Origin of the sequence: Microbacterium sp. BE35 (assembly GCF_031457705.1) — a bacterium.
GTDB lineage: Bacteria > Actinomycetota > Actinomycetes > Actinomycetales > Microbacteriaceae > Microbacterium > Microbacterium trichothecenolyticum.
In genome coordinates, this window is record NZ_JAVDXD010000001.1 from 1,420,451 (window position 1) to 1,440,635 (window position 20,185).

A 20,185-nucleotide genomic window follows, 5' to 3' on the forward strand; every position below is an offset into this window, starting at 1 on the left:
TGCTACCGGGGCTGCGGGCGCTGCGGCGTTCGAGACCCGGCGGCAGCGTCGCCAGCGTGCGGTGGGCGGCTCGGTCGCGGCCGAGACCTCCGAGGTCGCTGTGCCCGAGATCGAGGAAGGCCCCGACATCGAGGTGTCGGACTCGACGCCTGCACCTATCGAGGCCGAGTCCGCAGCGGAGGGTGTCGCGCCGGAGGCCGAGTTCGCAGCCGAGGTTGCTGCGCCTGAGGCCGAGCCCGCTGCCGAGCCCGCTGCCGAGCCCTGGGCGGGGGAGCCCGATGTGGCGTCCGCTCCGGAGGTCGCGGACGCTGAGGAGCCGGCTGTGTCTGAGCCTGGAGCCGCACAGGCGCCAGATGTCGAGGTGTCGGACGACACTCCGGCGCCGGCGAGCACGGATTCGGGGGATCGCGATGAGCTCGCAGACGAGGCGGCCCGGGCCTCGGACTCCACGCCCGGCGTGACGGATGACGCCCCGGCGGAGACGCCTGATGAGTCGGAGACCCTCGCCGAGCCCGAGCCCGAGCCCGTCACGGAGTCGGGCGAAGCCGGCAACGCGACGAGTGACGTCGAATCCGAGACCGAGGCCACGAGTGGCGCTCCGGATGAAACGAGCATTGAGCCGGAGTCGGGGGAGTCGCCGGCGTCCGCCGAGCACTCCGCGGAAGACGGTGGCACCGCTACGGGGCCTGATCAGGCCGACGTCGCGGCCGACGAGCCGGAGCCGCACGCCGGCGAGATGTCACCTGCTGGAGACGAGTCCGACGCGCCCGAGAACGGCGAGGAGCGTCCCCGCGACGACCACTGACACGGGACGGCGTCCTAGCCCGATTGCGGCTGCGACACTCTCCGCGTGGCCGCGCGAATAGGGCGGCCACGCGGGCGTTTTCACCGGCTGGGTCATCGTGCACCAGAGCCGCCGCGTTCCCAGACGACGGGCGAGTCCTATGGCGCGCGCACGCTGGAGGACCGGCTTACGCCCGGCGATCAAGCGCCCAACGACCCGCTGGCGACCGACCTGGCTTTGCTGCCGGGGACGTTGGCCATCAGCGTTACGCCCGGAATGTCTCACCGATCGTGTGGAATGTGTGCCGCAGCGAGATTGCTTCAACAGGTGTGAACAACGACGTCACCACGGCCCTGCACCGAAGTCAGCTCATCGACCTGACGACGACCGGGCGCCGTAGCGGGCTACCTCGCCGCATCGAGATCTTCCTGCACGATGAGGACGGCGTGCTGTTCATCACAGGGATGCCGCGTCGAGACCGCACAAGGGACTGGATACACAACATCACCGCAGACCCCCACGTCATCGTGCATTTGAAGCAGGGCATCCACGCCGACGTCCCTGCCACGGCACGGGTCATCACCGATCCCCACGAAGCGCGGCCGCTCATCGAGGCCGCCGCACGCCGATGGCGCAGAGACGATGTCGACGAGATGATCGCGCACAGTCCGCTCATCGTGCTGACTCCGGCTACCCCGCCCGCCGCCTGACCGCATCCCCAAAGAACTCTGAGGGACCCCCTTTGGGGCCCCGCGACCGGCCGGACGACCTCATCGACGACGCCGCGCACCCCGACGCGGTTTCGGCTCCGAGGATCCGCAGGCCCGTCGGCGCGTTCGGTAGCAACATGACACAGTTGACACTGGAATGACCGAGACCACGCCTCTGATTCAGCCGGGTGCACAGCTGGAGCGCCTGTACACCGGTATGGCGTGGGCCGAGGGACCGGTCTGGCTCCCGGATGCTGGAGCCGTGCGCTGCAGCGATATCCCGAACGACAGGATCCTGCAGTTCGACGCCGCGACCGGCCGCGTAGACGTGTATCGAGCCGGAGTCGAGTTCACGAACGGTCGGACCCTCGATCTCGAGGGTCGGGTCGTGCAGTGCTCACACGGACTGCGCCGGATCGAGCGCGACGTCGACGGGGTCGTGACGCCGATCGTCGATCGGTGGGACGGCGTGCGCTTCAATTCGCCGAACGACGTGGTGGTCGCTTCGGACGGCGCGATCTGGTTCACCGATCCGCCCTACGGCATCCTTTCCGATCACGAAGGACACGCCGCGGCGCCCGAGTACGAAGGATGCTTCGTGTTCCGCTTCGACGAGCGGATGGGAGAGCTGCGGCCGGTGATCACCGATATGGTGCATCCGAACGGCCTCGCGTTCTCACCGGATGAGACGGTCCTCTACGTGTCGGACACGGCAGGGGCCACGCAGCTGGGCGTCCCGCGCCACATCCGCCGCTACCGCGTGCGCGACGGCGCATGCGATCAGGGAGAGACCTTCGCGCTGATCGGCGACGGAGTGTGCGACGGCCTGCGCGTCGACGCCCGCGGGCGCGTCTGGGCATCCAGCGCCACCGGCGTCGTCGTCTTCGATGCGGAGGGTGTCCGTGTCGGCGCGATCCCCGTTCCCGAGATCGTGTCCAATGTCTGCTTCGGAGGCGAGGACGGTACGACGCTCTACATCACCGCATCCACCAGCCTCTACCGCATCCACATCAACCCGTAACGCCGAGGACCGGGAGGTCCAGCATGCGGATCGTCGTGGTGGGGGCGACCTGGCACGTCGGCGGATATCTGATCCCTGGGCTGGTCACAGACGGCGGTCGTCGGCCATCTCCAAGGACGAAGTCGCACGGTCGGGGACCGGCTTGCGGACGCCTCCCTGGCCGCTACACATCGAGTGGACGCAACGACCGCTCCGGTGGGCGCGCGTTCAGGGCAACGTCATGGGTTAGCGAGGCGCGGGGCGGGTTCGCTCCTGTGCCAATTGTCGCGTGAGGAGTCTGCGTAAGCCTGCATGAGTGCCGAGGAGGCCACGAAGCTCCACGACCGCGATGTCGCGTGCCCATAGGCGCCCGTTGGACATCATCGAGGGGATGCGTTCGGTGGCGACCAGCGCGAGGAGAGTGAGGGCGACATAGGTCCGCGCCCTCCGAGTGGGCCACGTCTCATACTCGCCTTCGCGAGGGATGCTTAGTTCGCCGTCATCATCCACGCCGCCTGAACTGCCGATACGGGCAAGGTCGCCGAGCAGCGAAACCAGGATCGCGTCAGCCGGCAGTCGCCGAGGAAGCCCAGGATTCGGCATGATCTCGGAGAATCCTGGCAGATCGATCCGTGTCGCCCACTTGCGCTGGGGCAGCAGGCCGATCGTGGCGGCGCGGTTGTCGTCAATCTCCGCTCGCAACGCCACACCACCGAGTTCGCGGTCCTGAGTGACCTCCATCGGCAATTCGTTGGTCGCGAGAGCAATGAGCCGTGCCGCGGAGCGAATTGTGTGCTGCGCCGATCGTTCGCGAACTCTGAATGGTGTCATTATCTACCCGTGGAGGCTGGTGACCAGAAACGTGCGTCGTTTGTTCGCAGGTATGGCGTCGCCCTCGGCTTCTTCGGGCTCGCAAACGTTGCGGCAGTTCTCCTGACCGTGCTCTCCATTCCGTGGCTAGTAGTCGTTGGAGTCTCATCTCTGATCGTCGCCGCCGTCGCGGCGAGTATTCGCGTACCCGCCCGAGCTCCGAGAGCGCGAACCCTTCGCGTAATCTACTGGAGCGCCGCACTGGTCTGTGGCGTCGGTTGTTTTCTCGTTCCCGCGGATCTCCAAGGTGCTGCTCTGGTCCTGGCCGGAGTACTAGTGGCGGCCGCCGCCGTGACTGGATTTGAAGGAACCAGTGCGACGGCCGCTTTTGTTTCAGCCAGCGGCTTCGGGCTCGGGCTATCGTCAATCGCCTGCGGTCTTGTCGCGATCCAGGAAGCACTGCGAATCGACGAGCAGATGCAGAGTGCTCGCGAGCGAGGAAGCCCCTTCGCGATTCTGGTTGCGATGGCGGCCGTCTCAGTGTGGGTCGCCGCGCTGGCGCTCATTGGCGCTGGCATATGGATGGTTGTCGCGGCGGTGTTTTGGTACCGCGGCAGGACGAACCGCGACCTTCCGATCTTGGAGGTGCTGGTCAACATTGCTCTGCCGGGCGCGATCGCAATCGGCCTCACCTCGTGGATCTCGGACAAGTTGACTACCCCGACGCTCCTCGTCACAGCGACGAGGAGCGCTCTCGTCGCGGGGGTGGCCGCGACGCTTGTCATTGAACTCTTGCGGCCGATGCGATCCCTTCGACGACAAGTGACGTGGAGTCTGGCCACTTGGTTCAAGATTCGCGCGTCAACTGATGAGATCGAGGGTGACCGGATCAGTTGGTTCGCTATCCAATGGTTGCGATGGCAGGACGTCTACGAACGGATCGCGCCCGAGGCTCCGGACGAGCACTTCAGCTCTCTCGACAACGAGCGTGGGTAGGCGCGGAGCGTACGCAGCCGTCCGCACCATCGTTGTGGGCGGCTGCTCCTAGCAGCTGACACGTATCAGGCTGCCTGTAGGGCCAGCACCGACGGTGCCCTGATCACGACTGCTCAAGGCGCTCCTGCCCGGACGTCAACCTGGCCGTTCTCGGTGTGTTCCTGTGGTGGTATGTCGCGATCGGGTGACGCGCCCGTCGGCGAACAGCATCCGTTCCCGCGCGTAGCGCAGCACCTCGTCCACGAGCTCCTCGGTCTCGGGCGAGACCGCGTGCATCGCCTCCACGGAGACGCGGGCCGGTGCCGGGTCGTCGGGGCTTTCGACATCGAGCAGGGAATCGAGTCGCATCATCGCGCAGCCTCTTCCGTCGTTCTGTAACATGCATTAGATTCGTGCGCGATAATAGTCATTCTGTATCTCATGTTTCAAAGGAGAAACCGTGCATCGACCCTCCTCCGCGTTCGGCGCCTTCGCCCTGGGCACCGCGTTGGTCCTCGTCCCCGCGGCATCCGCGATCGCCGCACCACCGGTGCAGGCGCCTAAGAAGTCCTCCCCGCACGCCGTCCTGATCGGTGGCAACCTCAAGGAGAACGCCGAGATCCTCCAAGCGATCGTCGACCTCGCCGACCCCGACGGCGCGGGTCCTCAGCATGCGCGCATCGCGATCGTGACGGCAGCCGCTTCGTCCGCCGCGACGCCGGAGCAGGCCGCGAACCCCGACGAGAACAACGCGGCGGCGAACAGCCTCTACTACTCGGGCCTCTTCCAGAGCTTCGGGGCCGAGACCTATTCGGTGCCGATCGACGAGGCTGTCGACTACGCCGGCGATGGCTACACCCCGGCGATGGCCCTCGACACCGGCGTCGCTGCCGAGATCGCGGCGTCCACGGGCGTCTTCTTCGGCGGGGGCGACCAGATGCGGTACGTCCGGACGCTGTTCGAGTGCGCGGACGCCGAACTCGAGGCCTTCAGCGACTGCGCCGACACGCCGGCCATGACCGCTATCCGCAGCGTCGCCGCCCGCGGGGTCGTCGCCGGCGTCAGCGCCGGACTCACGATCCAGCAGGGGGCGGACATGGTCACGGGCGGAGAGTCGTACCAGGCCTGGCGCGACGGTGCGACCGCCGGTTACCTCGATGACGCCACTGCGCTCGGCTACCTCCCGTACGGCGGCTTCGGCTTCGTCGACGGCGTCCTGCTCGACAGCCACTTCACGACGTGGGGCCGGGAGGGCCGGGCGATCACCCTCGCACTCGCGACCGGGCACCCGTACGTGCTCGGCGTCGACGAGACGACGGCCGTGGTCCTCGACCGCACGACGGGGCAGGGACGTGTCATCGGCGAGCACGGCGCCTCGATCATCGACGTGTCGAACGCGGTGCGGACTGACCAGACCGTCACGGGCGTGCGCTGGAGCTATGCGAACGCCGGCGACAGCATCGACCTGCGCCACAACGCCGCGATCGCCAAGGGCAAGGGCGCGACCAAGGTGAAGCCCGGCGGTGAGGATGCCGCACCCGTCGCCGACTTGTGGGACTCCATCGACGGCGCGGGTGGCGCTTACACGATGCGCGACCTCGGCCAGGCCGTCGTGGCCTCAGCCTCGGGTGTCGGCACAGGCGTCACCTACGAGACCGACCCGCGGTTCGAGACGACCCTGACCCGCGACCAGGGCACACGCGCCTGGACCACGTCCGGCGGCCACGTCTCGTTCGCCGACCTCCGCGTCGAGATCGCCGACGCGGACTGACCCGCGGACTGCGATGCGCCCGGCCGTTGCGACGGCCGGGCGCATCCAACTGTCATTGCGTGCCCCGTGGGGCGGGTCTGAACCCGCTCAGTAGAGGCCGAGCTCGCCGGCGAGCTGATCGGCCTGGGCCATGCGGCCCACGGCCGCGTCGCCGAGCCGGTCGAAGCATCCCGCCACAACGGTCTCGATCAGCGCCATGACCGGTGTCAGCGCGTCGAAGGGGGAAGGCGCCGCCGTTTCGCTGGTGAGCACGACGTCGGCCTCCGACGAGATCGGCGAGAGCCAGGCATCCGTGAAGAGCACGACTGATGTGTGCTGGGCGCGGGCCACGCGGGCGAGCCGCAGCGTGTGCTCCTCGTAGCGCCGGTAGTCGAAGAGCACCAGCACGTCGCGCCGACCGAGGTCGGCCATCATCGCCGCGCGCGCGGACGGCTCGTCGGGGAGCATGCGGACGCGTGGGCGGAGCTGCTCGAGGTGCAGCGCAAGAATTCGTCCGAGCAGCCCGCTGTACCGGCCGCCGGCGATGACGACGGACCCGGATGCTCCCGAGATCAGCTCGACGCATCGGTCGAGGTCGTGGGTGCTGAGCTCGTCGAAGGTGCGCTGGAGCGTGGCCGTCGAGATCGCCGCTGCCCGGCTGTGGAGCGACCCGCTCGGCTCCTCGGCGAGAACCCGGGTCTGGTGGATCCGCAGCGGCGAGGCCGAGCGCTCATCGAGATCGCGGCGCAGTGCCTCCTGGAAGTCGGGGAACCCGCGGTAGCCCAGCCGCTGAACGAAACGCAGGACGGTCGGCCCGCTCACCCCCGCGCGGTCGGCGAGCCGTGCGACCGTCTCGAATCCCGCCGAGGGGTAGGCGGCCAGCAGCACGCGGGCGACTTTGCGCTCGGCAGGAGAGCAGTCGCTCAATCCCCGACGGATCGATTCCGCAATGCCGGCATCGGCCATCTCGAGCACCTCCGCAGTCGACAGTATCGCGCTCACTCGCTCGCGATGCGCACGACGAGGGCGGCGAGCAGAGCGAGTCGCTCAGGAACGCTCTCGAGGTCGAGCCACTCCGACTCGGCGTGGTCGTCGCCGCCGATCGGGCCCAGGCCGTCGAGGACCGGCGTGCCGGTCGCGGCGACGAAGTTGGCGTCCGAGACACCGCCGGTCGCAGCGCCGGAGAGCTCGATGCCGAGTTCCTCTCCGGCCGCGATCGCCTTCTCGAACAGTGCGAGCGTCGACCCCGTCTCGAGCGGAGGGCAGACGGCGAGGCGCTCGACGCCTGCCGTGACGCCGTCGATCACGGTCGCTGCTGCGCGTTCCTCGATCGCATCGAGTGCCCACTCGAGGTCGGCCAGTGTCGTCGAACGCACCTCACCCGAGAGGAGGGCCGCGGCCGGGATGACGTTGGTGCGCTCCCCGGCGCTCACGACGCCGATGTTGACCGCGACATCCGGCCGGATGCCGTTGAGGGCCTGCACATCGAGCAGCAGATGTGCGGCCTCGACGGCGGCGTTGCGGCCTCGGTGCGGCTCGACCCCGGAGTGAGCGGCGCGCCCCCGGATGTCGATGCGCACATCGGCGACACCCTTCCGCGCGACGACGAGGTCGCCGTTCTCCCGCGCGCATTCGAGGCAGAGCGCAGCATCCGCTTCCGCCGCGAGCCCGGTGAGAACACTGCCGGACGCGGGCGAACCCACCTCCTCGTCCGGGGTCAGCGCGATCACGAGCTCGGCGAAGTCGGTGAAGCCGGCGTGGATCAGCAGCTCGGCCGCGTGGACCCCGGCCAGCGCGCCGCCCTTGTCGTCGCAGACCCCGGGCCCGTACGCCCGCCCGCCCTCCTCCCGATAGGGCCGCGCGGCCGCAGTGCCCTCGACGAAGACGGTGTCCAGGTGCGCGAAGAGCAGGATGCGTCGGCTGCCGCTCCCCCGCAGGCGCCCGACAACGACGCCGCCGAAGCGCCTGCCCGCAACGGCAGGAGTGGGGATCCGCTCGACGTCGAGCCCGAGGGACGCGAGCCGAGCGGCGCACCAGTCGCCGACGGCGTCGACACCGGCCGGCGAGTCGGAGCCGGAGTCGATTGAGACAAGCTCGGCGAGCTCGCGCCGGAAGACGGGCATGGCCGCCTGCGCGAGGTCGCGGAGCGCGACCGCGGACGGCGGCGCGGCGGCGCGTGGAGCGGCCGTCATCACAGCACCTTGGCGAGGAACGCCTGGGTCCGAGCTTCACGCGGGTTGACCAGCACATCCGCCGGGCGACCCTGCTCGACCACGACGCCGCCGTCCATGAAGACCGCTACGTCGCCGACCTCGCGGGCGAAGCCGATCTCGTGGGTCACGACGATCATGGTCATGCCGGATGCCGCGAGGTCGCGCATGACGTCGAGCACGTCGCCGACGAGCTCGGGGTCGAGCGCCGACGTCGGCTCGTCGAAGAGCATGACCTCGGGGTCCATCGCGAGGGCGCGGGCGATCGCGATCCGCTGCTGCTGACCGCCCGAGAGCGCGCTCGGGTAAGCGCCGGCCTTGTCGCCGAGACCGACGCGGTTCAGCAGCTCCGCCGCGCGCTCCTTGGCCGCAGCGCGGGAGGTGCCGCGCACCTGCATCGGCGCCTCGATGATGTTCTCCAGCGCCGTCATGTGCGGGAAGAGGTTGAACCGCTGGAAGACCATGCCGACGCCCCGGCGCTGGCTCGCGACATCCTTCTCGCGCAACTCGTAGAGCTTGCCGTTGCGCTCCTCGTAGCCGACAGTGCGGCCGGCGACGCGGATCATGCCGGCGTCGATCTTCTCGAGGTGGTTGATGCAGCGCAGGAACGTGGACTTGCCTGAGCCGGAGGGGCCGAGAAGGCACGCGACCTGTCCGCGCTCGACCTGGAGCGTGATGCCCTTGAGCACCTCGAGCGAGCCGAAGCGCTTGTGCACGTCGCGCGCATCGATGATCGCGGTCGTGTCGGTCGCGAGGGCGTCGGTGGGTTCGGTGGGGAGCATGATGGTCACTTCTTTCCGCCCTTCCAGGTGCGCAGCACGCGGCTGACGGCCGACTCGCGGGCGCCGGCCACGCCGCGGCCGAATCGGCGCTCGAGCCATGCCTGCGGGATCGCGAGGATGCTCGTGAGCGCGAGGTACCAGATCGCCGCGACGATGAGCAGCGGGATGATCTTGAAGTTCTGTGCGTAGGCGGCCTGCAGGTTCGACATGAGATCGCGGCCGGCGATCACCGACACGAGGGCCGTCGTCTTGAGCATCGTGATGACCTCGTTGCCCATCGGCGGGACGATGACGCGCATGGCCTGCGGCAGCACGATGCGCCGCATCGTCCGCCCCGGCGTCATGCCGAGAGAGTGCGCCGCCTCGGTCTGGCCGTGGTCGACGGACTGGATGCCGGCACGCACGATCTCGGAGGCGTAGGCCATCTCGTTGAGGCCCAGTGCGAGGAGGGCGGCGATGGTGGCCGGGATCAGGTCGCTCGTCTCGACCGACCAGAACTCGATGCTGGTGAAGGGGATGCCGAGCACGATCTCCGGCAGGAAAGCCCCGATGAAGCCCCAGAAGATGAGCTGCAGAAGCACGGGCGTGCCACGGAACACCCAGACGAACAGACCGCTCACCACCCGCATGACGGGGTTGGGAGAGAGGCGCATGATGGCGACGACGATGCCGCCGCCGAGCCCGATCGCCATGGCGGCGACGGTGAGGAAGATCGTGGTCGCGAGACCCTGAAGCGTCAGTGGTGCGAACAGGTACTCGCCGACGGTCGGCCAGTCGATGTTGGGATTCTGCGCGAAGGCGAGGGCGAGCGAGGCGGCGACAAGGCCCACGATGATGCCGGACACCCACCTCCACGGGTGGCGCAGCGGGACAGCGGTGATAGGCGCGGGGCGGCGGGGCTCCGATGCGTCCCCCGCGGTCGGGGTGACGACCTGCGGCGACGGTGCGGCCATGATGCTCCTCGGTGAGTTCAGGTTCGTGGTGGGGTGATCGATCGGTTTGCGGAACGGCGTGCCGCTTCCGCGGTGAACCGGTGCGTCCGCCGACGACGGCGGCCGCACCGGAGTCGGCTCAGGACTTGGCGCCGTTGATGGTCGCTGCGTCGATGCCGATGCCCTCCACGCCGAATTCGCCGAGGATCGCCGTGTAGGTCCCGTCATCCATGAGGCTCTGGAGTGCCGCCTGGATCGCTTCGGCGAGCTCCTGGTCGTCCTTGAGCACCCCGATGCCGTTCAGCGTCGCATCGTAGCCGTTCGGGGCGGTGGAGTCCTCGACCACCATGAAGGTCTTGCCGTCGTTCGTCGTCTTCGCGACGTACCCGGCGCTGGGCTTCGTGAGCAGCGAGGCGACGGCCTTGCCCGCGGTGATCGCGAGCTGGGCGTCGGAATCCGAGGGGAACTCGCTGAGGTTCACGGGCTCGAGGCCTTCGGCCTTGCAGTCTGCCTGCCACACTTCGTTGACGAGGTCGACCTGGCTCGTCGCGGTCTGAACGGCGACGTCCTTTCCGCACAGGTCGAGGTAGGTCTCGATCTTGTCGGGGTTGCCGGCGCGGGTGAGGATGCCGGTTCCCGACGCCGAGTAGTCCACGAACGTCAGCACATCCATGCGCTCGACGCTCGAGGTCATCGCCGACATCGCGACGTCGAAGTTGCCGGCCTGGAGGGCGGGGATGATGCCGTCGAAGCCCTGCTGGGCGAAGTCGAAGTCGATGCCCAGCTTGGCCCCGATCGCCTGGCCGAGGAGCACGTCGACGCCCGTGAGCTCCTCCGAGCCTTCCTCGACGAACATCTCGAAGGGTGCGTACGGGGCGTCCGTCGCGACCTTGACGGCGCCGGCCTCGGCGACGTCGGCGGGGAGCAGCGCGCGCGCATCCTCATCGACGGCGATGTCGGTGCCCAGGATGTCGACAGGGGCGGCGGACGCTCCCTCGTCGGAGCTCTTGTCGGCGCCCGAGGCGGCGGTACAGCCGGCGATGAGGATGCCAGCAGCGGCGAGCGCGGCGGTCGCGAGACTGGCGCGGCGCAGGCGGGGGGTGAGGATTGCCATCGGTGGACCTTTCTCGTGGGAGCTCGACGGTGAGCGCCGGTCCCATCATGTAACAGGCATTACGAAATGTCTAGTTAACCGAACGCAAGTAACGAAAGTTCCAGGGTGACATGGGCTCGGAGGCCGCCGTCACCCCAGTTTCGCGAGCGTGGCGGAGAGCACCTCGCCGATGGCGGAGGGGTCGATCTGCGGCGCATCGCCCGCCTCGACCTGCTTGGCCCAGGACTGCCCGATGTACCGCATGACTCCCGCGAGGATATGCGTCGTGAGCTCCGCCTGCACGGCGAGGTGCGACGCATCCTCTGATGGGAACTGCGTGCGCAGCCGTAGCAGGATGATCTCGGCGAGCTCCTGCTCGAGGCCGGCCAGCCGCTCCATCTGCCTCGCCATGAGGGCGGAGCTGGTCCCGACGGCCCGGATGCGACGGGCGAGGAGCTCGGGATCGGCGGCCATGGCACCCGGATCGATGCGGATGAGCTCGGCCGCGCCGATCAGAAGCGGTCCGCTCGACACGATGAACTCGCGTGCCGCCCGCTCGTCGATCGATGGAGGACCGGCGCCGATGACCGCGGCATCCTTCGTCCGGAAGTGATTGAAGAAGGTGCGCTGGCTGACGTGGGCCCGGGCGCAGATCATGTCGACCGTCACCGAGTCGTAGCCGTGCTCGATCACGAGATCGATGGCGGCACGCTCGATCGCGGCGGTCTTCGCGACGGCGTCGCGTCGCCGCGGAGGCGGTGGGGTCGACATGATCTGCACTCCTGGGGTCACTCGTACCGTAGCGACTCGATCGGGTTCTGGCGCGCCGCCCGTCGCGCCGGGAGGACGCCGGACAGGAACGCGATGACCGTGATGATGCCGACCACAGCGATCACATTGACCGGATCGAACAGCAGGATCCGCAGGCCCGGAAGGTCGGCCAGCAGGGTGTCGGCCGCGACGTTCGCGATCGCCGACCCGACGAGGATCGCCGTGAGGGCCCCGATCGTCGCTCCCAGCAGCCCGATGACCGCGGCCTCGAGGCTGAACAGCGCGAAGATCCGCCCGTTCGACATGCCCATCGCCTTCATGAGGCCGATCTCGCGAGTGCGCTCCTGCACGCTCATGAGCAGCGTGTTGACGATGCCGAAGGATGCGGCCAGCAGTGCCACGACGGCGAAGGCGCTCAGCACCCCGATGATCCCGTTGATGACCGTCTGCACGACGCCGAGCTGATCCTCGATCGTCTGCCCGGCGAGGTCGTCGGCCTGGAGGTCGGACTTCACGGCGGCGATATCGTCGTCGGTCACTGCGCCGCCGCTTCCCGACCCGTCCAGATACGCGACAGCGATCGGCCAGGCGCGCGGCTGCCCCGGAACGGCCTGCGCATCTGCCACCTGTGCGGTGAGCGCCGAGTTGGTCCCGGCGCCGGCGGCGAAGAGGCTCGCACGGGCCACACCGACGACCGTCGCCTCGACCTGCTGCTGCGCCTGCTCGGCGTCGGTGTATCCGAGGATGACCTTCTGGCCGATCGCGGCATCCGCGTCCTCGAAGCCCAGGGCGCTCACGTAGTCCTCAGGCAGGACGATCTGGGCTTCCGAGGAATCCTGGTCGAGCTGCTCGCCGGCGACGAGGTCGCTCTGCCCGATCGAGGACGTCGGGTTGACGTCGACCTCGTAGCGCGCGCCGCCGCTGGATGCCTCGATCCAGTCGACCGAGATCTGGTCGATCGCCTCGACGCGGCGCACGCCGTCGATGCCTTCGATCGTGTCGACGTCAGCCTGATTGAGGAGTGTTCCCGAGGTCAGCGGCGTCGCCTGGCCCGACTGCTGGCGCCCGTCGGGGTCGTACTCGGTCGGGCCGTCGGACGTCGACGTCGTCGCAGCCGGCGAGACGAGGAGGATGTCGTTCGCGCCGAGCGTCGCGACCTGACGCTGGACGTAGTCGCTGACGCCGGCTCCCAGAGCTGTCGTGAGCGTCAGGGCGAAGGCTCCGACGAACAGGCTGAGCACTGTCAACGTCGTCCGCAGCTTGCTGCGGAAGGAGTTGCGCGCAGCAGCGCGGAGGATGTCTGCGGTCTTCATCCGCTCACCCCCTCGGTCGCGAGATCGCCAGGCACGGAGTCTGCGGCGATGAGCCCGTCGGCGATCGTGATCGTGCGATCGCAGCGGCGGGCGAGATCGGCGTCATGGGTGACCACGACGAGTGTGATGCCACGTTCGCGCTGCAGCCCGAAGAGGATCTCCTCCACGGTCTGACCGGTCGCGGAGTCGAGATTGCCGGTCGGTTCGTCGGCGAAGATGACCGACGGGTCGTTCACGAGGGCGCGGGCGATGGCGACTCGCTGCTTCTGGCCGCCGGAGAGATCGTTGGCTCGGTTGTCGGCTTTGTCTGCCATTCCGAGCGCGGTGAGCGCATCCATCGCCCGGCGCCGCCGCTCCCTGGCGGGCATGCCGCCGATGACGAGAGGAAGGCTCACGTTCTCGAACACGGTCTGCCCGGCCGTGAGGAAGAACTGCTGGAACACGAAGCCGAACTGCGCGTTCCGCAGGGCGTTGGCGTCGCGCTCGCGAAGGACGGCGACGTCGCGCCCGTCGATGTCGATGCGTCCGCCCGTCGGGCGGTCGAGCAGGGCGAGCAGATGCATGAGGGTGGACTTGCCCGAGCCGGACTTGCCCACGATCGCCAGTGACTCGCCGCGGCGCACCTCGAGGTTCACACCTCGGAGCGCGTGGAAAGCGGCATCGCCGCGTCCGTAGGTGCGGGTGACGTCGACCGCTCGCACGACGGGTGACGGATGCTGTCGCCCCTCGTCGACGAGGGGCGGACGGGTCTTCTCGGGCATATGATTCCTCTCCGCTAAGTTACAGTGACTGCATCTTATGCATCAGTATCTGCCAAACAACTGCGTGAGCGCTAAGAGAATCCCCTCCCTCCAGCCGCCCGGCCGTCGGATGCCGATGCGGGAGTTCGGCGTGCGCGCGAATGTTCGACGGGTGCATCCGCACGGAGCCGATATCCGGAAGACACCATCGAGCGCTGCTCTTCTCGCGCGGACCCATCGAGCGGTCTGCGGGAGTGGCCGTGAGAAGTCGATCCCGAAGGGGACGAGGTATCCGATGTCATCTTCCGTCGAAGCATCGCAAGCACGTCGAGGCGTCCGTATCGACCGCCGTCTCGTGGGCCGCGCATGCGTGGTCTTCTTCGCGGTAGGCCAGCTCGTCTCCAATCTGGCGTTCACGCTGTGGTCGCCGAACCAGCTCCGATCCGGAGTCGAGTTCTCGCCGCTGATCCCGCCGGGGGCGATGTTCTCGATCTGGGCGGTCATCATCACGGCGAGCATCCTGTGGTCGATCCTGCAGCTCCGCCCGGCGGTGCGGGAATCGCCCCTGAGGGACCGTCTCGTGGCGCCCCTGAGCGTCGTCTACGCCGGCTTCGGCGTGTGGCTGGCGGCGGCATCCCTCGGTCAGCAGTCGCCACTGACACTCGTGGTGTTCGTCGTCATCGTGGCCGCCCACGTCGTCGCGTGGCGGAGGATCACGGCCCACCGGGAAGAGGTCGCCGGATGGCGACGCATTGACCGCACGGTTCTGTATCTGTCGGAAGGGCTGTACGCCGGATGGACCTCCATCGCCCTGTACCTGAACGTCGCCACCGTCGTTCAGGCGACCGGCGCCCCCATCGAAGGGGGCTGGGGCACCACGTGGCAGCTGCTCGTCGTGGCCGCAGCCGCTGGAACCGCGGTCCTGTTCGTCGTGATCAGCCACGGGTCCATCTGGTACACGGCGACCGCGTGCTACGCGCTCGTCGGTGCCACGATCTCATCGACCCTCGGCGGCTTCACCGCGTTGGCCCTCGCCCTGGGGATCGGGATCATCGCGATCATCGGGTCGACGATCACGGTCCGAGCCGTCGACCGACGCCGGACGCGCGTCGGATGAGGAGAACGGCCCGGACGGGGCTGATACGGCTGAGGGCGCGCACGACTCCAACCGAGCCTTTGGGCCCAAGAGCACCCGAGGCCGGTCTTGTGAACCCCGTCGCTGCCGCCCCTGTCGGGGCGTAGCGTGACAACGTGGCGAGCTCAAAGACGCGCACACCCGGCGCGGGCAGGATCGGCTGACGATGGATGCCGCTGCCCGTGCCGAACTGGCCGCACTACGTCGCCGCGCGTACGACCGGGACGCCGACATCGCCGGGGACGAAGTCGCGTTGGAGCGTCTGTCCCAGCTCGAAGGGCTCGCCCTCGCAGCCCGGTCTGAGGCCGCACCCGCGCCGTCATGGACGGCAGGCACCCCAGAGCCCGAGGCCTCCACCCCCGATCCCTTCACTCACCGAGGACCGGCATCCGACGCGGGCCCGACGGCCGACGGACCGGCCACAGGCCGCCCCTCGCCCCGCCGCCTTCTGATCGTCGGCCTCGTCGCCTCGGTCACGCTGTTCGCGGCCGCCCTCGGCGCGGTCGACGGGGCGCAGACGGTGCCGGACCCGATCCGCGCTGGCGCGGCCACCACGCCGTCTCTCATAAGGCCCGCTGCGACCGACCTCACCGCGAACGGTCGTGTGTCCATCCCTCTGCTCGTCGACAGGGTGCGCGGCGAGTTCATCGACGTCTCCTCGCGGCCCGATGCGCCGATGTTCCCCGCCAACGGCGTGACAATGTGGGCGCAGCCACTCGGCGTCCACTACGGATGGGCGCTCTGGGTCGCCAGAGTATCGAGCGGGCACGGACCGCAGAACTGCCTGCTGCTGACCGATGGCGCTGCGACCGAAGTACAGTGCACGCCCCACGATGCCACCGCGGAGCGGGCGGTTGGAGTGTCGCTCGCCTTTGACAAGCTCGCCGAAGATCAGCGGCCCCCGGGCATGACACCCGATCAGCAGGTGACCTTCGGATGGGGCGGCGCGGCCTACATGACCATGGAGATCAACGACAGCTGATGTGTCCTCTCACCGCCTTGCCCCCGAGGTCCGGCGTTACCGTGAACAGGCGGCGAGCGAGGCAGGAGGACTCGCCGCTCCGGATCTTCCTGGCGAGGCCCGCGAACCCGGGCTGGTTCGAGATGGCCGCGCCGGATCGAAGGAGGTGACCCCATCAGTCGAGCCGCTCCACGCGCAGGTCCCGCGCAACCAGCGAGCGTTCGCCCTGCTTGCGGAGAGATCCCCGCGAGTCATCGATTGCACGTCGTTGGGCCTCGCACCGACGCTGAAGCTGGCGACCGGTCGGCTACCTCAGGCGCGATCAGTCCCTCAGGCGCGATCAGCCGCAGCCCTGCATCGCCAGGGGCGTCACAATTCGGAGCGGGCGAGCTCGGTGGTGCGTCGCTGGCGCATCGCGAGGAACAGCGGGAAAGTGAAGGCAAACGCGGTGATCGCCGCACCGGCGACGTAGAGCCAGCCGAATCGCATCCGCAGGCGCCGAGCCTCGACGATGATGAAGATGCTCCCTGCGACAGCTACCACGAGTAGGTCGACCGTGAACGACGACACGGCAGGACCCCTGGTCGCCAGGTCGCCGAGGTAGTCCCGCATCTGGATGATCGCGAGCACGTTGAAGTACCAGGTGCCGATCAGCCCGACGATCGCGAGCCCTAGGTAGGCGAAGGCGAGCGGTGTCCAATGACGTCTCATGACTCGATCATTGTCGGGTGTGGATCCCCACGCCGCGCCTACTTTGTCGCGAGCCACGCCCGCATCGTGAAAGACCGCGGCCGCCTTGCGTGCGGAATGGCACGAGCGCGCGGTGCCCGGTTGAGGAACCTCCGGACTGGGGAAGCACAGGGTGGTGTCGTGAAGCTGTTCCTGTCTCGCGGCGCGCACTACGCTCGGCGACGTGATCATCCGGTCGGCATCGCTCGACGACCTCGCGGAGATCAACGCCGTCCATGAAGCGTGCGGCAGGCGAGCTTGGGACTTCGCAGTCATGAGCGATCTCGACGATCGGCTCGTCGTGGTCGCAGTCGTCGACGGCAAGATCGTCGCAGCCGCCAAGACGCATCACCAATCGGCCCCCGAAGGCGGTGCGCCGGAGGGGTATTACCTCGGTGGTCTGGCCGTACATCCTTCCCATCGCCGAGAGGGCATCGGTCTGGCTCTGACCCGGGCGCGCGTCGAGTGGGTGTGGGCGCGTGCCGATGCCGTGCACTACTTCACCGACGAAGACAACGTCGCCTCCTTGCAGATGCATGCGGCATTCGGTTTCGAGGAGATCGCGCGACTTTCCACCATTCTTGGCGCGCAAGCCAACCGCGAGCACCTCGTTCTGTTCCGTGCCACCCGGCCGGAGAACCAACGCGGCGTTGTCGCGCACCACGTACGTCCACGCGGGCCGGCGGACGCTGAGCAATCGCGATCGTGAGCGCTGGCACTCAAACCACGATGCCTGCCGCGACTAAGCTGGCACGGCGTTGCCTGGTCCCATGATCAGCTCGGCGCTCGAACAAGGCGGTCACTTATGAAAGCTCGTACCGATATCGTCGCGTGAGCGACATTCCCCGGCTCGTCGCATGGCGACGACAGCTCCTCGAGGCGCACTCACGGCTTCGTCTCGCGCTCGCCACCGCACAGGAGGCAGCCCGCGACGACGGTGATGTCCCGGACGCTTCGCGAGACCTCCTGCTCTTCTGCCACGGGTTCTGCGTGGCCCTCGACGGACACCATCGAGGGGAAGACGCGCTGCTCTTCCCAGCCCTCGTCGCGCAGTACCCAGAGGCTGCTCGCGTCGTCCGCTTGCTCGAGCAGGATCACGACATGATCTCCACCCTTGTGACCCGCTTCGACGCGGCGGTGCAATCCGCCGCATCCCCCGCGAGCCTCGCGCAGCATCTGGAGGGCTTCGCGGCGATCATGGAGTCGCACTTCCGATTCGAGGAGCGAGAGCTGGAGCCCCTGCTCGACAGACTCGAACTTCGGGCCGACCCCGACGCGGTCTTTGGGTCGCTGTGACCCGCCGCCGCACAGTCACCGATCGCAAGGTCCGGGCTTCGGGTTGAAGTCCGGCCGCTGCTGCGGCCCCTCGTGGTAGTCGTCGAGTCCGCCCGGCGCGCGTCGTGCCGTCCCCGCGCCGCCAGCGTCCGGGTGGCCGGCGCCTGTCGCCCACAGTTGAGGAAGGGGTTCACGTTTGGACGACTTTCCATAGGGCGCCGAGGCGTTCTTCGCACGTGCACGCTCACACCGCGCGATCACGGGTCCGGCTCGGACGCCCGCCCGCGTGTGGATTCCGGTGCCCACCACACTGGGCGGAGGTCAGATTTGGGCCGAGGATTCTGCGCGGCCGCGCAGAATCCCATGGCGCACAGTCGCCCCGGCCGGCTATTCACGTAGCCCCCTTTACTCGCACCGTCGATGCCGCTAGCTTGTGCTCATCTCGCCGCGCATGCGCTTTCTGGGGATTGGGGACATGATGCGCAGACTCGCAGCACGCTGGTTCTTCAGTGCCGGGATGATCGTCTTCGCTGGCGCCGTCGTGAACGGTTGTAGGCAAGTAGTCATCCATTTCCCGTCGTAGGTGGGGGACCTGTGCCTGGTTCGGGGTGGACCGCCGCCGAGGTCACCAACTTCTGGTCCACCGTCGGGGCTACGCTCGTCGCGTGTTTGGCGATCATTGCCGGCGTTGTGGTTGCCCAGATCGAGCGGCGCCACCGCGAGCGTGGACAATTCCGAGATGTGCGTCGCGCCGCCTACGTGGATTTTCTTCGCGCGGCGGACAAACTCCGAGTCAGCGGAAATGCACGCGGCAATGCGCTCAATGAACCGCTCGCTCAGTTGCAGGCAGCCTCCACGACCCTCTTTCTGGTCGCACCATCGCGCGTTAAGGCCCCTGCGCGCCGGCTATGGCCAGCGATTACAAAATGGCACAAGGCGTCCGGACGCGCTCGTATTCTCGCTGGAAAGGCCGTCGACGATCGACTGACGGAGCTGCGAAACGCGATGACGGACGACATCACGCCCAGAAGCGAACGACGCCACATGAGGCGGAATCGGGATGTGAGCTCCCCGCAACTCGAACCGCCAACGCTGGACGCGGGCCCCGACGCGCGACTCTCCTAACGAAACCGACGGCACCTAAGCCCGGCCCATAGTCACACGCGTCCGGTAGTAGGTGCGTCCAAAAAGCTCAGCGGACGCCCCTATTCGTCCACCCGCTCGCACGGGATCCACGAGTGGCCGCGTGCGCGATTCGGCGCGGGCGACAGCTCCGCTCTCGTTCTTGTTCTCGCATGCGGGTGCTCGATGCGCTCGCTGAACAGGGTCTCAGACGGGGTCGCGACCCTGCACGCCGTTGTCGGCAACAGCATCCGACCAGCCGGCCCCGTCCCGCCACCGGTACTGGTGACGGCCAGACGGGTCGAGCGACCAATGCAGCGGGGGTGACGTCAGGGGGCTGCAGCATCGTGACGATCCCGATCGCGCCGACGAAACGCGTTCGCCGTGCGGGGGCACCCTCTCCACGAGCGTGGGACAAGCATGTTGGCCGCTCAGCGGTGCGCGCGAGCTCAGTTGGCGCGGTGGCGTCGGCGCTTGGCCGACTCGATTGCGACGCCGAGGCCGAGGAGGGTCACGCCGACGAAGAGAGGGACGCCAAAATTGGTCGGAAGGCCGGTGGCGGCCAGGTCGCCTGGATCCGAGGGTGAGTCGAAAGTGTTGGTGACCGTGACGACTGCGACTTGGTCGGCGGTGACGGTGGCGGGGCTGCCTGCGAAGGTTGTGGTGACCGACACGGATGCTGACGAGCCGTTCTGTGGTTCGGTGACGGTGCAGACCGTCCCGACGGGCAGGTCGTCGATCGTTGTGGTCGTGTCGCCGGCGGGCGTGTTCGCAGCGATCGTGATGTCCTGCTCCAGCCCGTTGTCGCACGACACGTGCAGCATCACCGCTCCCTGATCGCCGGCCGCTGAACCCGAGATCGTCTTCGTCACCTGCAGCGATGACAACACCGTCTCGTACGTGTTGGTCACGGTGACGTCGGTGATCTGGTCGGCGGTGACGGTGGCGGGGCTGCCTGCGACGGTTGTGGTGACCGACACGGATGCTGACGAGCCGTCCTGTGGTTCGGTGACGGTGCAGACCGTCCCGACGGGCAGGTCGTCGATCGTTGTGGTCGTGTCGCCGGCGGGCGTGTTCGCAGCGATCGTGATGT

Annotated in this window: 20 protein-coding genes; 8 read left to right on the plus strand and 12 right to left on the minus strand. The window is 68.1% G+C overall.

Going from position 1 to position 20,185, the window contains the following annotated elements:
• The first annotated feature begins 1,083 nt into the window (after window positions 1-1,083).
• Together J2Y46_RS06225 and J2Y46_RS06230 are read left to right on the plus strand one after the other, a co-directional pair.
• Window positions 1,084-1,494 carry a nitroreductase family deazaflavin-dependent oxidoreductase gene (locus J2Y46_RS06225; RefSeq protein WP_310241026.1) on the plus strand — a complete coding sequence of 137 codons (411 nt, stop codon included), beginning with the start codon at window positions 1,084-1,086 and terminating at the stop codon, window positions 1,492-1,494.
• A gap of 157 nt (window positions 1,495-1,651) precedes the next feature.
• Window positions 1,652-2,515, plus strand: coding sequence for an SMP-30/gluconolactonase/LRE family protein (locus tag J2Y46_RS06230; RefSeq protein ID WP_310241028.1), 864 nt, complete (start codon window positions 1,652-1,654; stop codon window positions 2,513-2,515).
• A gap of 225 nt (window positions 2,516-2,740) precedes the next feature.
• Here the strand turns inward: J2Y46_RS06230 and J2Y46_RS06235 are convergent, their stop codons facing one another.
• Complete coding sequence (locus J2Y46_RS06235) at window positions 2,741-3,235, minus strand: hypothetical protein (protein WP_045296319.1); 495 nt, start codon at window positions 3,233-3,235, stop codon at window positions 2,741-2,743.
• A 99-nt stretch (window positions 3,236-3,334) separates the two neighbouring features.
• Between J2Y46_RS06235 and J2Y46_RS06240 the strand changes: the two genes are divergently transcribed.
• Entirely contained in the window at window positions 3,335-4,300 is a 966-nt protein-coding gene (locus tag J2Y46_RS06240; RefSeq protein ID WP_310241030.1) for a hypothetical protein, read from the plus strand.
• Window positions 4,301-4,435: 135 nt separating this feature from the next.
• On the opposite strand, the gene J2Y46_RS06245 is transcribed toward J2Y46_RS06240, so the two are convergent.
• The gene (locus J2Y46_RS06245; protein WP_157005253.1) at window positions 4,436-4,648 is read right to left on the minus strand and encodes a hypothetical protein; all 213 of its coding nucleotides are present in this window, start codon (window positions 4,646-4,648) and stop codon (window positions 4,436-4,438) included.
• Window positions 4,649-4,739: 91 nt separating this feature from the next.
• On the opposite strand from J2Y46_RS06245, the gene J2Y46_RS06250 reads away from it, so the two are divergent.
• Window positions 4,740-6,050, plus strand: coding sequence for a hypothetical protein (locus J2Y46_RS06250; RefSeq protein WP_310241032.1), 1,311 nt, complete (start codon window positions 4,740-4,742; stop codon window positions 6,048-6,050).
• An 87-nt stretch (window positions 6,051-6,137) separates the two neighbouring features.
• Here J2Y46_RS06250 and J2Y46_RS06255 read toward each other — a convergent pair whose 3' ends face one another.
• From J2Y46_RS06255 to J2Y46_RS06290, 8 genes are all read right to left on the minus strand, one after another.
• Entirely contained in the window at window positions 6,138-7,031 is an 894-nt protein-coding gene (locus J2Y46_RS06255; RefSeq protein WP_310241034.1) for a MurR/RpiR family transcriptional regulator, read from the minus strand.
• Window positions 7,028-8,221, minus strand: coding sequence for a M20 family metallopeptidase (locus J2Y46_RS06260; protein ID WP_045296322.1), 1,194 nt, complete (start codon window positions 8,219-8,221; stop codon window positions 7,028-7,030). Before J2Y46_RS06260 ends, J2Y46_RS06255 begins: the two co-directional genes overlap by 4 nt.
• The gene (locus J2Y46_RS06265; RefSeq protein ID WP_045296337.1) at window positions 8,221-9,021 is read right to left on the minus strand and encodes an amino acid ABC transporter ATP-binding protein; all 801 of its coding nucleotides are present in this window, start codon (window positions 9,019-9,021) and stop codon (window positions 8,221-8,223) included. The genes J2Y46_RS06260 and J2Y46_RS06265 overlap by 1 nt, the downstream gene beginning before the upstream one ends.
• 5 nt (window positions 9,022-9,026) lie before the next feature.
• The gene (locus J2Y46_RS06270) at window positions 9,027-9,974 is read right to left on the minus strand and encodes an amino acid ABC transporter permease (RefSeq protein ID WP_310241036.1); all 948 of its coding nucleotides are present in this window, start codon (window positions 9,972-9,974) and stop codon (window positions 9,027-9,029) included.
• A 118-nt stretch (window positions 9,975-10,092) separates the two neighbouring features.
• Window positions 10,093-11,067 (minus strand): ABC transporter substrate-binding protein, encoded by a 975-nt coding sequence (locus J2Y46_RS06275; RefSeq protein WP_310241038.1) that lies wholly within the window; start codon window positions 11,065-11,067, stop codon window positions 10,093-10,095.
• Between the two features lie 129 nt (window positions 11,068-11,196).
• Window positions 11,197-11,817 (minus strand): helix-turn-helix domain-containing protein, encoded by a 621-nt coding sequence (locus J2Y46_RS06280; RefSeq protein ID WP_310241040.1) that lies wholly within the window; start codon window positions 11,815-11,817, stop codon window positions 11,197-11,199.
• Between the two features lie 17 nt (window positions 11,818-11,834).
• Window positions 11,835-13,130, minus strand: a complete 1,296-nt coding sequence (locus tag J2Y46_RS06285; RefSeq protein WP_310241042.1) for an FtsX-like permease family protein — start codon at window positions 13,128-13,130, stop codon at window positions 11,835-11,837.
• Entirely contained in the window at window positions 13,127-13,891 is a 765-nt protein-coding gene (locus tag J2Y46_RS06290) for an ABC transporter ATP-binding protein (protein ID WP_310241043.1), read from the minus strand. Before J2Y46_RS06290 ends, J2Y46_RS06285 begins: the two co-directional genes overlap by 4 nt.
• A 274-nt stretch (window positions 13,892-14,165) precedes the next feature.
• Here J2Y46_RS06290 and J2Y46_RS06295 point away from each other — a divergent pair, with 274 nt between their 5' ends.
• Together J2Y46_RS06295 and J2Y46_RS06300 are read left to right on the plus strand one after the other, a co-directional pair.
• Window positions 14,166-14,987, plus strand: a complete 822-nt coding sequence (locus J2Y46_RS06295) for a hypothetical protein (RefSeq protein ID WP_310241045.1) — start codon at window positions 14,166-14,168, stop codon at window positions 14,985-14,987.
• A gap of 184 nt (window positions 14,988-15,171) precedes the next feature.
• On the plus strand, window positions 15,172-15,987 hold the full coding sequence (locus J2Y46_RS06300) for a hypothetical protein (protein WP_310241047.1): 816 nt from the start codon (window positions 15,172-15,174) through the stop codon (window positions 15,985-15,987).
• 348 nt (window positions 15,988-16,335) lie between these two features.
• Here J2Y46_RS06300 and J2Y46_RS06305 read toward each other — a convergent pair whose 3' ends face one another.
• A complete protein-coding gene (locus J2Y46_RS06305) occupies window positions 16,336-16,677 on the minus strand; it encodes a DUF2834 domain-containing protein (protein ID WP_310241048.1) in 342 nt (113 codons plus the stop codon).
• Window positions 16,678-16,879: 202 nt separating this feature from the next.
• Here J2Y46_RS06305 and J2Y46_RS06310 point away from each other — a divergent pair, with 202 nt between their 5' ends.
• Window positions 16,880-17,404, plus strand: coding sequence for a GNAT family N-acetyltransferase (locus tag J2Y46_RS06310; protein ID WP_052676635.1), 525 nt, complete (start codon window positions 16,880-16,882; stop codon window positions 17,402-17,404).
• Between the two features lie 122 nt (window positions 17,405-17,526).
• Window positions 17,527-17,991, plus strand: coding sequence for a hemerythrin domain-containing protein (locus tag J2Y46_RS06315; protein ID WP_310241050.1), 465 nt, complete (start codon window positions 17,527-17,529; stop codon window positions 17,989-17,991).
• A 1,550-nt stretch (window positions 17,992-19,541) separates the two neighbouring features.
• Here J2Y46_RS06315 and J2Y46_RS06320 read toward each other — a convergent pair.
• Window positions 19,542-20,185: DUF5979 domain-containing protein (locus J2Y46_RS06320; RefSeq protein ID WP_310241052.1), on the minus strand; the 644-nt coding region annotated here is incomplete at its 5' end.